We start from the raw sequence: 15484 nt of genomic DNA on the forward strand, positions 1-15484 counted from the left end.
AACGCAAGTATTGGTGAGATGGGCATACGGCGCGCGCACAGCTTAAGCGAAAAGGAAGTTCCGAGGGTCCGCCACCTGAGCAAGGGTCAGCTCGCCTTGCAACAAGACACCACCGTGATCTCCGACGTAGAGTACAACCCCTTGTTCGACCTCAGCAATTACCAGATCCTCTAAGGTCTGAATGTCATCATAGTTCAGCGAGATAACATCTCGACCAGGTTCAAAATCAGTGATGATATCACCGTCAATCATATCTTCGCCTTCAAAAGCGAACGTGTCAGATCCGTTCCATCCCGTCAGCGTGTCCCGACCTGCGCCGCCTTTCAACGTATCTGACCCTTTCCCACCGTTCAGCGTGTCATTGTCGTCTCCACCACGCAGTTCATCATTGCCCTCTCCCCCCAACAAAGTGTCATCACCCTGATTGCCGGAGACGGTGTCATTCCCATCAAGGCCTTTCAGACTATCATCACCGCCATGACCGTAAAGCGCGTCTGAACCAGCATCACCAAAGACAGTGTCATCGCCTTTGCCACCCTCAATGCGATCGTTGCCATCACCGCCGTAAACCGTGTCAAAACCACCATTTGTGGCGATGATGTCGTTGCCGCCAAACCCAAAGACAAGGTCGTTCTCCTCGCCGGTGATCAACTCATCGTCTTCCTGCGTGCCCTCAGTGGTCGGGTCTTCGCCAATGGGAGGCGGCCGAGGTGCGTCGTCAAATTCAAACACCATCTGCACCATTTCATAGGGATTGAGATGCAACTCCACCTCATTGGCCTCCACAGCAACGTTGGTCACGGTGGCACGCGTGTCACTCTCGTTGAAATAGTAGGCCTCTCCATCAACAAACGCCTGTTCCGCCTGATAGAGCGTGCCACTCTTTTGGAACACGCCATCGGAGCTTGTTGGCGAGCGATCATACCCAACCTGCACACCGTAAGCCGTGTCGAACCCATCCACGATGGTGGAAAGGTCCAGATCAAGGTCCACCGGCTCACCCGTCCGCGATGCCACTTGCACCACAATTTTTCCGTCCGCCTGATAGACCTGTACTTCCATCCGTCCGTCATCGTTGGAGAAGGTGGCGTCCATCAATTCGGTGCCCACCATTTCAGACGACATCACATCAAACACTGCGCCGCGTACCGAGTTCACCACCCACCCGTCCTCATTGACGATGGGCATATCTGTGCGTGTTCCGGCCAAATGGGTTGTGGTGTTGTGCACGACCGGCCAACCGTGCGCGGCATCCGCGCCCCAAGACACCATGTACTCAACCATCTCTGGCAAAATCCCTGATGCGCGGATTCCATTTTGCTCCAGATTCGTCGTGCGCACGTTCCATTCGGTGATGTGCAGATCCAGCTCTTTGTCAAAATTGGCTTCCCAGATCGCATAGTCATTGGGAATGAACCCCTGTTCGTTGCCGTCTCCAGTAAACGCGTCGTAGTCACGGCGATAATAGTAGTGCTCTACAACGCCATCAATTTCGTCCCGCGCCGCCTCAGACAGTTGGTCCACGATCTGCTGATTGGCATCGTCGCGCCGTTCGCCAAACGGGCGATCATCAACTGAGGTGTGGAATTCACTGCCCTCGTTTGGTGTGGCCATCTGCACAAGTATGCTTGGTTGATCCTCGGTCTCGACCCCGGCCCGCTCCATGCCTTCCGCTAAGGCCCGCGCCGCGATATCGGCTTTCTGACCGTAGTCCGTTTCACCAATAGCCCAATACTCATTGCCGATCTCTATGGCCTCCACCTGATCGGCGTAGTCTGTCACCATAATTTCTGCAAACCGCGCGATGTCATCGTAAAGCGCATCATATTCTGCAACCGTGTAAAGCTTGGTCGCAATGACCATGGTGACTTTCACGTCGTTGCCATTGTCGTGCGCTGCGATGGCCGCATCCAAGGCGTTCACCACCTCATCGCGTAACACACGGGTGCCGTCGTCAGCCTCCGCAAGCTCTATCACGTTGAGCCAATCCACGCCTTCATTCTCACCATCCAAGGAATCGCCCTGCCCAGCCGGGAAGCGGAAATTCTCAATTGCCAGCTCTCTGGAGGCTTCAACATAGTTGTCCAGGGGCACGCCTTCGTCGGTGTTCACACTGTACACCGCATTGGCCCCAAACAATTCTGAAGACACCACTTGCCCAGTGCCCGCGGCGGATTGCAATGTCATAGAGATTTCGCTGGCGTCATTGGCGCCAGTTATGCTGGGCACAGGCACCTCGACTTCCGGCTCAAAGTTACCAATCCAAAGCTGTGTCTGCTGCAAGACGACGGCCGGCATCCCATGCATGATCACCGCCATTCTGCCATCGTATTCTAAAATCGCATCAACGCCGTTCTCGCTCTGATACACCACAAGCTTTTCGGCGACATCTTCAGCGCTGAGAGCTTCTCCATCTGGTCCCAACAATGTCAGGATCTCAATCAGCCGATCGTCTTCTGTGCCAAATTCATACCCGTAGATCTCGATCGGACGATCCTCATCCGTCTGCGGCACATAAACATCGTAACTGTCCCGACCTGCCTGCCCACCAAGCCGGTCCCCATCATCCGCAATGAAATGATCGTCACCTGCCCCGCCCACGGCAATGTCTGCGGCAGGATCAGCCCCAGAAGCCACTGCCGCAAAATCTGTACTGTCAAGCAGGTCATCACCCGCATCGCCTTGCAGATAGTCCTCTCCACCACCGCCAAACAGCGTGTCATCCCCTTCCGCACCAACCAGATAATCATCCAGAACATCACCCTCTGGATCACCGTTGATGAGGTCATCGCCAGAAAACCGCCCGGTCAGCTCCGGCGAGAAATTCCCCATCCAATTGGAATCCGCGCTGAAATCATCTGCGATGTATCCTTCAATGACAGCCACAACCTGATCCCCATAAAAGATCTGCACACCGCTGCCATCTTCAGCATCTTCGAGCCGCCCGCCGTTGGTCAATATCTCCGCGCGGCTGAGCATGGCGCCATCTTCATCAAACAAAGTCAGCAGGTCGGAGGACAGCTCCGCCTCTGGAGGATGGAACAACTTAAAATCGGTGATCGTAACCGGATCGCCCCCCACAACCACTTCAAACCGGGAGACCCCGGGGCCACCCTCCATGATATCGCCGTCATCGCCAAATAGCCTGTCGGTCCCCAGCCCCCCCACCAAAGTGTCGGGCGCGCTCTCGCCTTCCGGGTCATCCAACGCCACCAGAATATCGTCCCCCTGATCGCCACGCACATAATCAGAGCCAGACCCGCCGGTCACAACATCGTCGCCGGGCGAGCCGATAAGCGTATCGTCTCCCTCGCCGCCAAACACAAAGTCGTCACCTTTGCCGCCTTTGACGACATCGTCGCCAAGCCCGCCTTCAACGACATCAACACCGTACCGTCCCAACAAGACATCATCGCCGGCCTCACCACTGACCAAATCATTGCCAAATCCCGCATCGATCCGGTCGTCGCCGTCTCCGCCACGCAACGTATCGTCATCCGGTGTACCTTCAATCAGGTTGTCGGCCTCATCCCCCGACACATCGATACCCAAAACCCGGTCTGCGTCGTTGCCCACATCTACAAGCGACAAACGTTGTCCGAACCCCACGTCGATATCAGCTCGTTCCTCGACATCTCCGGTATCGGGATCCTCAGGGTCACGCTCCTCGGATGTGTCAACTTGAACACCAACCGCAGCCATGCCGGCCAGAACCGGCAATAAAACAGACAAAAGCAACATGGGCTTGCCCCCCCCGGGAAGAACCAATTCAAAAACGCAGTGCCAATTCATTGAGCTTAAGCGGCTTTTGAGAAATCCGTTAACCATAAATTCAGACTTTCCGTTTCCAAATCGAGAACAATCAAAGCGACCTCAATGGGAACCCACACGATTCGAGTGCCGCCTTGTTTGGTCTCACACAACATCAAGCACCGCCTAAATCTCGTCGATTTAGCGCTGCAAACACGTCAAAGGCACTGATGTTTTGGATCATGCTTGATCGCCTTGACCTGCAAACGACCTCTCAAAAATTCAAATTTTTACATTAACTATCATATGCATAGCGAGAATTTACGCCACAATCCGGCAAGCTACTAAATTATTAGTTGACTAAAAAATGCGCTTTTGACAACGTAAGGCATCCGGCCTCCAAGGCTGGTCTACAAACAATTGGGAGGACAAGATGCGGAAGTATCTTATCTCCGCTGTTGCGGCGTCTGCCGTGATTGCGGGTACACAATCGCTACATGCCGATGAAGCCGCTGCCAAGCGCTGGATCGACGCTGAATTTCAACCATCGACTTTGTCCAAAGACGAACAGATGGGCGAAATGCAGTGGTTCATCCAAGCCGCTCAGCCTTATGCCGGTATGGAAATCAATGTGCTGTCAGAGGGCATTCCAACCCACGGCTATGAATCCGAAGTGCTGACAAAAGCCTTTGAGGAAATCACGGGCATTAAGGTCAACCACCAGATCCTCGGCGAAGGCGAAGTTGTGCAGGCTGTGCAAACACAGATGCAGACACAGCGGAACCTTTATGACGGCTACGTCAATGACTCCGACCTGATCGGCACCCACTCTCGCCTGCAACTTGCCTATAACCTGACCGATCAAATGGCCGGTGAGTGGTCCGCGACCACGTCCCCGACGCTTGATCTGGCTGACTTTATGGGCACCCAGTTCACCACCGGTCCAGATGGCGATCTGTACCAGCTTCCAGACCAGCAGTTTGCGAACCTCTACTGGTTCCGCAAAGACTGGTTTGACCGCGCAGACCTGCAAGAGTCGTTCAAAGCCAAGTATGGTTATGACCTCGGCGTTCCTGTGAACTGGTCCGCCTATGAAGATATCGCAGAGTTTTTCTCCAACGATGTCAAAAACATCGACGGTGTCGATATCTATGGCCACATGGACTACGGCAAACGCGCACCTGATCTGGGCTGGCGTATGACCGATGCTTGGCTCTCGATGGCTGGTGCGGGTTCCAAAGGGGAGCCAAACGGTGTGCCAATCGACGAGTGGGGCATCCGCATGGAAGCCGGTTCCTGTAACCCAGCTGGTGCGTCTGTCACCCGCGGTGGTGCGGCAAACGGCCCTGCAGCGGTCTACGCGATCCGCAAATGGGACGAATGGCTGCGCAACTACGCCCCTCCCGGCGCTGCATCCTTTGACTTCTACCAGTCCCTGCCTGCTCTGAGCCAAGGCAACGTGGCCCAGCAGATCTTCTGGTACACCGCCTTCACCGCAGACATGGTGAAACCACAGTCTGAAGGCAACAACACCGTGGACAGCGACGGCAATCCGCTGTGGCGCATGGCACCAAGCCCACACGGCCCTTACTGGGAAAAAGGCCAAAAAGTTGGGTATCAGGACGTTGGCTCCTGGACGTTCCTGAAATCCACTCCGGCGGACCGCGCACAGGCAGCATGGCTCTATGCTCAGTTTGTGACATCCAAAACTGTCGACGTGAAAAAGTCCCACGTGGGTCTGACTTTCATGCGTGACAGCACGGTCAACCACGAGAGCTTCACCGAGCGAGCGCCCAAATTGGGTGGTCTGGTGGAATTCTACCGGTCTCCTGATCGTGTGGCTTGGTCACCAACTGGCGTGAACGTTCCAGATTACCCAAAGCTGGCCCAGATCTGGTGGCAGCAAATTGGGGACGTGAACTCCGGTGCCTTCACACCACAGGAAGCCATGGATCGCTTGGCTGAAGAAATGGACATCACAATGGCTCGTATGCAGCGCGCAGACGAAGCTCAGAATGTCTACGGTGGTTGCGGCCCGCGTCTGAACGAAGAGAAAGACGCAGAGTGGTGGTTCGCCAACGGTGGTGCAAAGCCAAAGTTGGACAACGAGAAGCCACAGGGTGAGACCGTCAACTATGACGAGCTCGTGTCCCGCTGGAACCAGTAACTCAGTGTTCCTCCTGACCATTCACTCCCCGTGAATTCGGTCGAACCGGCCGGGGCTTTCACCGCAAAGCCCCGGCCATCCTGCCCACTCTCCCACGAACTGGGACCCCTCCTCCACAGGGCGACACTAGGATAAAAGGTGCATCCATGGCACTGGAAATAAAGAATATAAGCAAGGTTGTGCAGGGTGTGACACACATCAAACCCACAACCCTGACGTTGAGAAAAGGCCACTTCAACGTGTTGCTGGGTGAAACCGGCGCTGGCAAAACCTCACTGATTAAGATGATGGCGGGGTTGGACCCAATCGCCTCCGGTCAGATCCTCTTGGAAGGCGAAGACGTCACCGCGCTTTCCACACAAAAACGCAAAATCAGCCTCGTGCACCAGTTTTTCGTGAACTACCCGCACATGACTGTTTTTGACAACATCGCCTCCCCTTTGAAAGTGGCAGGCATGAACAAATCCGAGATCGCAGACCGCGTGGCTGAAGCCGCCGACATCCTGCAACTTGGCCCCATGCTCGGGCGCCGCCCCCATGAGCTTTCCGGCGGGCAACAACAACGCTGTGCTTTGGCACGTGCAATTGCCAAAGAAAGCCGCGCGGTGTTTCTGGACGAACCACTTGCCAACCTCGACTACAAACTGCGCGAAGAACTGCGCGAGCAATTGCCGGAGCTCTTTGCCGGTCGTGGCGCCGTTGTGGTCTATGCCACATCCGAGCCCGAAGAGGCCCTTCTGCTGGGCGGCGAAACAGCATTGATGGTCGACGGCAATGTGGCCCAATTTGGCACCACCGCCGACATTTACCGCGCGCCAGAAACCCTTACAGCTGCACGTATTTTTTCAGATCCGCCCATCAATCACGCCTCGGTCACAAAACGGGGAGATGCAATGCATCTGGGAGATCTCAGCTGGAGCCTCTCTGGCGAGGCTGCGGGCCTCTCCGACGGCCCCTACATGATGGCTGTGCGCCCGCATCACGTGTTGCCGCACGCCCACGATGGCGCTGATGTGTCTCTGGTTGGCCGCGTTGGGGTCACCGAGCTTTCAGGTTCAGAAAGCTCCGCGCATTTCACCTTTGACGGCAACAGCTGGGTCAGTTTGGCCCACGGCACACATCCATATCGGCTTGGCGAAGATCACGACTTCTTCCTCGATCCCACCACCTGCTTTTACTTCGCGCCCGACGGCGCCCGTGTCGGCTGAGGGCAAACAGAATGGCTAAAATCACACTCAAAAACCTGCGACACAGCTACTTTCCGAACCCCAAAGGCCCGGACGACTATGCGCTCAAAGAAGTCGATCTGGATTGGCAGGACGGCGGCGCTTACGCCCTGCTTGGACCGTCCGGCTGTGGCAAATCCACCCTGCTCAATATCATCTCGGGTCTTTTGGAACCCTCCGAAGGCCAAATCCTGTTTGACGGTCAAGACGTCACCAAACTGCCCCCTGACCAGCGCGACATCGCACAGGTGTTTCAGTTTCCGGTGATCTACGACACCATGACTGTGCGCCAGAACCTCGCATTCCCGCTCAAAAACCGCGGCGTGGATCAGGCCACCATTGAGAAGCGCGTGTCCGAGATCGCTGAGATGCTCGAAGTCACCGACATTCTGGACCGCAAAGCAGCGGGCCTAAGCCCTGACAGCAAACAGAAAATCTCCATGGGCCGCGGCCTTGTACGCGATGATGTGAACGTTGTGATGTTTGACGAGCCCCTCACCGTGATCGACCCGCACCTCAAATGGAAACTGCGCACCAAACTCAAGGAGCTGCATCAGCGTGTCTCTCATACGATGATCTACGTGACACATGACCAGACCGAAGCCTTGACGTTTGCGGATCAAGTTGTGGTCATGCAACTTGGCGAGGTTGTGCAAATTGGCACACCCGAGGAGCTGTTTGAGCGCCCTGCTCATACGTTTGTGGGCCACTTTATTGGCTCTCCGGGCATGAATGTTCTGCCCGCCGAGGTGAAAGACGGCCAAGCCTACTTTGGTGGCCGGCCAGTCACTTTGGAAGGCGGCATCAGCTCAGACGTCAGCGGGACTTTGGAAATCGGCATTCGCCCAGAGTTTGTCTCCCTATCTGAGGGGCGATCTGACAGCGGCATTCCCGCAACCGTCACGCGGGTGGCTGATGTAGGGCGCCACACGGTGGTTGAAGCCACAGTTGGCGTCCACAAAATCTCTGCCGTTCAAAATGGCCCTGTGCCTCAAAAAGGCGATCCGGTGGATCTACACTTTGCCCCAGAACACACCCGGCTTTATGCCGACGGCTGGATCGCATCCCAGCCTGCGCAAAAGGAGAGCGCAGCATGAAAACCGAAAACCAAAAAGCCTGGTTCTTTGTCCTGCCAGTTCTGCTGTTGGTGGCCTTCAACGCCATCATTCCCATGATGACAGTGGTCAACTACTCGGTCCAAGAAACCTTTGGCGACAACCTGTTCTTCTGGGAAGGCCTATCGTGGTTTGAGCAAATCCTGCGCTCTGATCGTTTCCACGCCGCGCTTGGCCGTCAGTTTTTCTTCACTTTTATGATCCTGATCATCGAGGTGCCGCTGGGCATTGCGATTGCGCTGTCAATGCCACGCCAAGGGTTCTGGGTGCCGGTCTGTCTGGTGCTGATGGCTCTGCCCATGCTTATCCCATGGAATGTGGTTGGCGCGATGTGGAACATCTTTGCCCTGCCCGACATCGGCTTGATGGGCTACTTCCTGAACCACGTACTAGGCATCAACTACGACATGACCCAAGACCCGGTTGCCGCATGGATCACCATCATCACCATGGACGTCTGGCACTGGACCTCTCTTGTTGTGTTGCTGGCTTATGCGGGCCTCGTCTCGATCCCCGACGCTTACTATCAAGCGGCCAAGATCGACGGCGCGTCCAACTGGTCTGTGTTCCGCTACATCCAGTTGCCAAAGATGAAGAACGTGCTGACCATCGCAATCCTGTTGCGGTTCATGGACAGCTTCAACATCTACACCGAGCCCTTTGTGCTCACCGGTGGTGGCCCCGGCAACTCCACAACACTCCTATCGATTGATTTGGTAAAAATCGCATTGGGTCAGTTCGACCTCGGCCCTGCGGCAGCGATGAGCCTCATCTACTTTGCAATCACCCTCTTTGTGTCTTGGCTGTTTTATACGCTGATGACCAAAGACGACCTGAACTAAGGAGAGCGATCATGCGTAAAAGATCACTCGTTCCAATCATCTACATCTTCTTCTTGATGCTACCGATCTATTGGCTGGTCGCAATGAGCTTCAAAACCACCAATGAGATCCTCTCAGGTTTTTCGCTCTTTCCCCAGACGTTTACTCTGGAGGCCTATATCACGATCTTCACCGATCCTTCTTGGTATTGGGGCTACATAAACTCAATCATCTATGTGTCTCTCAATACGGTGATCTCCATCGCGGTGGCTCTGCCTGCGGCCTATGCTTTCTCCCGCTACCGCTTTTTGGGTGACAAACAGCTGTTTTTTTGGCTGCTCACCAACCGCATGGCACCGGCAGCCGTGTTTGCGCTGCCCTTCTTTCAGCTCTATTCTGCGGTGGGCCTGTTTGACACCCACCTCGCGGTGGCGCTGGCACATTGCCTCTTTAACATCCCACTCGCAGTGTGGATCTTAGAGGGTTTCATGGGGGGCGTGCCCAAAGAGTTGGATGAGACAGCCTATGTCGACGGCTATTCCTTCCCCCGCTTCTTCCTGACGATCTTCATTCCGACGATCAAAGCTGGCGTAGGTGTCGCTGCATTCTTCTGCTTCATGTTCTCATGGGTGGAACTGCTTCTGGCGAAGACCCTCACCGCTGTGGCGGCAAAACCCATCGCTGCCACGATGACCAAAACCGCCTCCTCTGCGGGATATGAATTGGGACTGCTGGCCGCTGCCGGCACTCTGACCATCATTCCCGGCGCAATCGTGATCTATTTTGTCCGCAACTACATCGCGAAGGGCTTCGCGATGGGGAGAGTTTGATATGTTGAGTTGGATGGCATGGACCTGGCCGACCGCGGCCGTTTTCATCGGTCTCTTTAGCGCGATCGGAACATTGATCGTGATCGAAATCAAACACCCTGGCGGCGCTGAACGTCAAGGCGTGCTTGGGCTTGTCACGACCCGTGGAGACAGACTGTTCCTGACATGTCTAGGCAGCAGTTTTATCTTCCTCGCTTGGCTTGGCTTTGTGGGTGAACCCCTTTGGTGGCCGCTTGGGCTGGCAATTGGGTGGGGGACTTTCTGTTTCTGGAAAGTCTGACACCGTCACCACTACAAAAAACAAGGGGCAGACGTCAGCATTGACGCCTGCCCCTTCTCTGTTTGGCACCCGACTTCCCTACCAACCAAGCAGCCCGTCTCGCCTAATGTGGCCAAAAGGCGGTGGGGAGACGCGGCCGCTTAAGTGTCGCGTACAACGCCTGCAGCCCCAACGCTGACAATCCAACATCACAGACGCGGTGCGGCAGCAAACGGCAGTGGAAGAGCCCCTCAAAGCCGCTGGCATCCAATCGTTAACGCCCTCTCAGCGCCGCACCTTCGCACCTCCGCATTACAGTCGCGATACAGATGCAATACCCACGTCACAAAAAGGGGTTAAAAAACCCCGCCGCAGCTTCCTGCGGCGGGGGTAAATCCTGCACAACGACACGTGTTACCAAGTGCGCTGTGCCATCGTGTTCAATTGATTAAGCCGATCCAGATTGGCCACGGTGCTGAGCATAATGCGCTCATGACTCCAGTCCTCAGGCTCCGCCAGAGACACAGCCCCCAACAACACCACACTTGCCATCAAGAGAGACAAAAACACCCCCAAAACAGCGGCTTCCTTGGCGGGTTTGTCCTGATGATGGGCAATTTCCAAGATACGATCTTTCAGCATAGAGCGTCGTGATAGAAACGGAATGCGCCGCCCCACAAGGGGGACACCAAAGGCTGATGGCTGGTTCTTAGCTGTACTGGTGGTACGCGCGATTTCCAACAAACGCAGCGCGTAACCGTGTGCATCGAACCCTTTGCGGGACAAATACGCACGGTCACAAGCCAACTCACCCAGCTTGCGCAACCGACTGGAAAGAAACCAAAAACCTGGATTCAATACTGCTATCGGAGAGATCAAGGACAGCAAGACCTCCGCATCCACGTCGCCCTGACGGATGTGCTGCAACTCATGCCCAAGCGCCATCTGCACCGCCGCGCGATCTCCCAAAAGAGCGTCTGGCAAGACCACATAGTAGTGCCATAAACCCCGCGTCGAAAACGGTACGCTGACTGTCGGGCTCACAACAACCCGGCACCTTGCGGTCTGATGGATCACTTGTCCTGACTGAACCGCAAAGCGAATTCTGCCAATGTTTAAAATCAGATACGCGCCGCGCGCAACAAACGCGACAGCAAAGCCCGAAATCACGATCTGCGCAAATGTCGAACTGGCTGTTGCGACTTGTGACATCCAATCCGTCTTGATCGCCAAAAGCTGAGTCATGTCCTGCGCACTGATACGAATATTGCCATTAAGCACCTGCGCAACAATTGCGTCCGTTGCATTCACATGCGCGGCATATGGGGATGCTACAAGGTATGGCGCAATAAGCGGAATGACTGCCAAACACGCAATCACCGCCATGCCCATACGTCGTCGGGTGTGATAACTCCGTCGTCGCCCCGAAAGCACCAAGATGCCCTCAAACGCGCCAAACACCAATGCGGCCAACAGGATAACAAGCTGTATCCAGATCGCCCCCCCTACGATTTGATCAACCGTCATCCTTTCTGATCCTTGTTTCGATGATCTCTTTGATTTCCTGGATCATCTCATCTGTCAGGTCCTCGTTATCCACCAGTCGCGCAACAAGCGCCGTCGGTGTTCCTCCAAACAAGGTTGTAGACAGGTTCTTCAGGCTGCGACCTTCATAGTCGCGTTTCTCGACGGCAGGGGTATAGACCAACGCTCGATCTTTGCGAGCGGAGGTGACAAACCCCTTGTCGTCAAGAATTTTCATAACAGTTGCCACAGAGGTATAGGCACGTTTCTGGGTGCCATCCAAAGCCGCCATGACGTCGCGCACAGATCCTGCGCCGATCTCCCAGAGGGCGATCATGAACTCAAGCTCAACATCTGTGAGCATCTCACTGCGTCGACGTGCCAATTGGCCACTCCGTGATTAAAACTAGAGAATTAGTAATACAAGAAACGAGTGCTGCAAAGAAAAATCGTCAGTGCGCGCTTCTCGCCCCCCCCGGCGACACCGGCATCTTGCACAGGACCTTCAAACCTGCTGACCTGCATCGCGCCTTCGATCAAACAGTTGCATCCCCCAAAATTAGGTTTTCTTAACTTACAGACGTTAAACTTTTAGAGTGAACTGAACCGCAACGACGGCCTCTAAATGCAACATGCCTTGTCCCTCAAGTCGGCTTTTGCCCTACCTCGCCAAACGTTTCCAGCGCAGGTGCAAGCCTTTGTGGACGAACAATATACTTCGCATGATATCATTTTGGAATATGGCAGCGGCGGCTCCACCTTTTTGGCCGCCAGCCAAATACACTCTCAGGTGATGTCCGTTGAAAACGACCGCTCTTGGGCCGAAAATATGCGGCATGGGCTGCAGACCCACTTCCCGGACGCCCCCGTACACCTACACTACGTAGACACAGGACCCACCAACAAATGGGGTCGCCCCACAGCAGATCAGACATTTGAGCAGTGGCGCAACTTTCCCAAGTATGCCTTAGACATCTGGGACCAACCCTTTTTCAAACATCCAGACCTGATCCTGATCGACGGGCGATTTCGACCTGCCTGCCTTCTTGCGACAATGATGCGAATAGAGCGCCCTGTTACTGTGCTTTTTGACGACTACGTAAACCGGGATCGCTATCACTGGATTGAACGCTTCGCAAAGCCCACACATACGATCTCAAGGATGGCCAAATTTGATTTGGTCCCCACACAATGGTCAAAAGGCGAACTTACCAAAATTGTGCTGGCATTTTCAGATTGCTACTAGGCGCTCCGTGTCTTCCAGATTGTATCAAGCGAACTTGAATCAGCGTTTGTTTCTCGCAGTACTGTCACCCCTGAATAAGCTTACGCTTGCGCGTCGGTTTTGAGGTGCGGTTCAAGTCACCAAAAGGTGTATTCTGACCACATAAATGCGCCCTAAGAAAACTTCGTCGAAAACACCAACATCGTACGGAACGACCTGTCACAAATAATTTGAAGTCAATGAGATAATGGTGCGGGTGAAGGGACTCGAACCCCCACGCCTCGCGGCGCCAGAACCTAAATCTGGTGCGTCTACCAATTCCGCCACACCCGCACTCTGCGCGCGTCTTAGCAAAGCCTTAGGCGGGATGCGAGCGGAAAATTGAGGGTCATGTCAAGATTCTGACACGCCTCCTAACGGCAGGTCCCTCAACACCGTCGGCAGCATCTCTGGCAAATCCTCCGCAATAAGACCCGGACCAAACGCCCGCGCACATTCCACATGCAACCACGCCCCCGTTTCCGCTGCCGCCATCGGCGCAAAGCCACGCGCCAACAGGCCCGTGACGAACCCGGCCAAAACATCGCCAGATCCAGCCGTCGCCAACCACGGCGCCGCGCGCTCATACACCGCAGCGTTCACCGAACAGTTCCCGCTGGGATCCGCAATCACCGTATCCGCGCCTTTGAACAGCACCACGCACCCCGCCCGCGCAGCCGCCTCACGCGTCGCATCCACCTTGGAATAGGCCGGGCCTTTGGTCGGTGGTTCCGCCAGTTTGGCTGCGATGTCCGGAAACAGCCGCGCAAACTCGCCACCATGCGGCGTCAGCACAACATTCTTGTGCAACTGATCAAAAAGCACTGTTGGATCGTCCGCATAGGCGCTTAAAGCATCCGCATCCAACACCGCTGCACACATAGAGGCCAGCGCCACTGGCACCAACTCACGCGCACGCCGCAATCCTATGCCCGGCCCGAGGCACAACGCATTAAGCCTTTCATCTTGTGAAACAATCTCAAGCGCCGTGGCATCTCCGACCCGTTGCATCATCAAGGCGGTAATCTGACAAGCTACTTCCAGTTGCGCGTTTGGCGGCACACCCAAGGTGACCAACCCTGCCCCGATACGCAGCGCGCCCCGCGCCGCCAGCCGCGCCGCTCCTGTTTTGCCGGACCCTCCGGTGAGAACGAGCGCGTGACCGTAGGCGAATTTGTGACCTAGATGTTTATTGAGAACCTCACGCCAAAAGGTCGGCAATCGGCGATCTTTCACCAAGGGTTCCCTGACAATTAGCCGGGTTGCGGCTTTTCTCATCATTCCCAACTTCATGCTGGGTTTCCATTCAGTCTCGCGCCATTTGCGAATACCGATATCCTTGACCACCAGCTTACCACAAGCCTCCGGACCGTCATCAAGGAAGTGTCCTACTTTTGGGCTGTCAAAAGCAACTGTCAGGCGACACAAAGGCACAGTGGTTTCGAAAGGAAATGGATCACCACCGCGGAGCATACGACCGCTGTCCAAACACAGGCCGGATGGTGCGTCAATCGCGACTAACCTTGCTTGGTAGTGCGCCCAATCCCCTCCAGAGCCGCCGATAAATTGCAGAAAATCAGCCAACTCTCCTTCTGGAGCACGTGACAAGCCTGTGCCAAAAATAGCATCAATGTACACCGCAGCACCGGGTTCGCTACGAAACTCCATGTCATCAAGGTCGCGGATGTCCCCGAGAGTTTCCCAAAGGTTGTAGTTGGTGCGGGCATCGGCTGACAACTTGTTTCGATCGCCCCAGAACCAAACTTGAACCCTCCATCCTTTTGAGTTGAGAAGGCGCGCAACCACAAACCCGTCGCCACCGTTGTTGCCCGGGCCACAAAGAACGGAGGCTGATTGCGGAGCGTTGGCGTACTCCGGCCATTCCTCAAAAATCGCCTCGACAACCCCCTGCCCGGCCCGCTCCATCAACTCCAGACCGGTGACTTCACCCGACTCGATTGCGGCCTGCTCGATGGCGCGCATTTGGGCAGCTGTTAACAATTCGCTCATTTTAGCACCAAATAAAGTTTTCATTTCGCACAATTATACGCCGTTACGCACAGTAATTAGGCTAACCTTATGAAACCGTTAAACACCAACGCCCTGCGTCACCCTATCCAATTGTGACCACCAAATGAAAGTGGTCTGTCGGTCATCAAGTACGCATTTCAGGGGGAGCCTCCATATGAAAAAGATTGAAGCAATCATCAAGCCATTTAAGCTTGATGAAGTCAAAGAAGCCCTGCAAGACTTTGGTGTCCAAGGTCTAAGCGTTGTCGAAGTAAAGGGCTTTGGTCGCCAGAAAGGCCATACGGAACTGTACCGAGGCGCTGAGTATGTCGTGGACTTCCTGCCTAAAGTAAAAATCGAAGTTGTGCTGGAAGCCGATCAGGTTGACGGTGCAATTGAGGCCATCGTGGGCGCTGCCAAAACCGACAAAATCGGCGACGGCAAGATTTTTGTCTCCCCTGTTGAGCAAGCTATCCGCATCCGCACCGGTGAATCCGGCCCGGACGCACTTTAAAGTT

At 55.0% G+C, this 15484-nt stretch carries 12 protein-coding genes and 1 tRNA gene; 8 read left to right on the plus strand and 5 right to left on the minus strand.

Annotated elements, in window-relative coordinates:
- Positions 1-42 precede the first annotated feature (42 nt).
- Complete coding sequence (locus ABWV47_RS02595; protein WP_353308282.1) at positions 43-3741, minus strand: calcium-binding protein; 3699 nt, start codon at positions 3739-3741, stop codon at positions 43-45.
- Positions 3742-4183: 442 nt separating this feature from the next.
- On the opposite strand from ABWV47_RS02595, the gene ABWV47_RS02600 reads away from it, so the two are divergent.
- The 6 genes from ABWV47_RS02600 (at position 4184) to ABWV47_RS02625 (ending at position 10189) form a co-directional block, all read left to right on the plus strand.
- A complete protein-coding gene (locus ABWV47_RS02600) occupies positions 4184-5917 on the plus strand; it encodes an ABC transporter substrate-binding protein (RefSeq protein ID WP_353308283.1) in 1734 nt (577 codons plus the stop codon).
- Positions 5918-6063: 146 nt separating this feature from the next.
- Positions 6064-7125, plus strand: a complete 1062-nt coding sequence (locus ABWV47_RS02605; protein ID WP_353308284.1) for an ABC transporter ATP-binding protein — start codon at positions 6064-6066, stop codon at positions 7123-7125.
- A gap of 11 nt (positions 7126-7136) precedes the next feature.
- A complete protein-coding gene (locus tag ABWV47_RS02610; protein ID WP_353308285.1) occupies positions 7137-8240 on the plus strand; it encodes an ABC transporter ATP-binding protein in 1104 nt (367 codons plus the stop codon).
- On the plus strand, positions 8237-9100 hold the full coding sequence (locus ABWV47_RS02615) for a carbohydrate ABC transporter permease (protein WP_353308286.1): 864 nt from the start codon (positions 8237-8239) through the stop codon (positions 9098-9100). Before ABWV47_RS02610 ends, ABWV47_RS02615 begins: the two co-directional genes overlap by 4 nt.
- A gap of 11 nt (positions 9101-9111) precedes the next feature.
- Positions 9112-9909, plus strand: a complete 798-nt coding sequence (locus tag ABWV47_RS02620; RefSeq protein ID WP_353308287.1) for a carbohydrate ABC transporter permease — start codon at positions 9112-9114, stop codon at positions 9907-9909.
- Between the two features lies 1 nt (position 9910).
- Positions 9911-10189: a DUF2160 domain-containing protein gene (locus ABWV47_RS02625; RefSeq protein WP_353308288.1), complete on the plus strand. Its 279-nt coding sequence runs from the start codon at positions 9911-9913 to the stop codon at positions 10187-10189.
- Between the two features lie 393 nt (positions 10190-10582).
- On the opposite strand, the gene ABWV47_RS02630 is transcribed toward ABWV47_RS02625, so the two are convergent.
- Together ABWV47_RS02630 and ABWV47_RS02635 are read right to left on the minus strand one after the other, a co-directional pair.
- Positions 10583-11695: a M56 family metallopeptidase gene (locus ABWV47_RS02630; protein WP_353308289.1), complete on the minus strand. Its 1113-nt coding sequence runs from the start codon at positions 11693-11695 to the stop codon at positions 10583-10585.
- On the minus strand, positions 11685-12077 hold the full coding sequence (locus ABWV47_RS02635; protein ID WP_353308290.1) for a BlaI/MecI/CopY family transcriptional regulator: 393 nt from the start codon (positions 12075-12077) through the stop codon (positions 11685-11687). The genes ABWV47_RS02630 and ABWV47_RS02635 overlap by 11 nt, the downstream gene beginning before the upstream one ends.
- 240 nt (positions 12078-12317) lie before the next feature.
- On the opposite strand from ABWV47_RS02635, the gene ABWV47_RS02640 reads away from it, so the two are divergent.
- The gene (locus tag ABWV47_RS02640) at positions 12318-12938 is read left to right on the plus strand and encodes a hypothetical protein (RefSeq protein ID WP_353308291.1); all 621 of its coding nucleotides are present in this window, start codon (positions 12318-12320) and stop codon (positions 12936-12938) included.
- A 227-nt stretch (positions 12939-13165) separates the two neighbouring features.
- Here the strand turns inward: ABWV47_RS02640 and ABWV47_RS02645 are convergent.
- Positions 13166-13250: transfer RNA gene (locus ABWV47_RS02645), tRNA-Leu, on the minus strand.
- Positions 13251-13310: 60 nt separating this feature from the next.
- Positions 13311-14966 (minus strand): NAD(P)H-hydrate dehydratase, encoded by a 1656-nt coding sequence (locus ABWV47_RS02650; protein WP_353308292.1) that lies wholly within the window; start codon positions 14964-14966, stop codon positions 13311-13313.
- 175 nt (positions 14967-15141) lie between these two features.
- Here ABWV47_RS02650 and ABWV47_RS02655 point away from each other — a divergent pair, with 175 nt between their 5' ends.
- Complete coding sequence (locus tag ABWV47_RS02655; protein WP_353308293.1) at positions 15142-15480, plus strand: P-II family nitrogen regulator; 339 nt, start codon at positions 15142-15144, stop codon at positions 15478-15480.
- Positions 15481-15484: the final 4 nt, after the last annotated feature.

This window comes from Shimia sp. NS0008-38b (assembly GCF_040370365.1).
GTDB lineage: Bacteria > Pseudomonadota > Alphaproteobacteria > Rhodobacterales > Rhodobacteraceae > Shimia.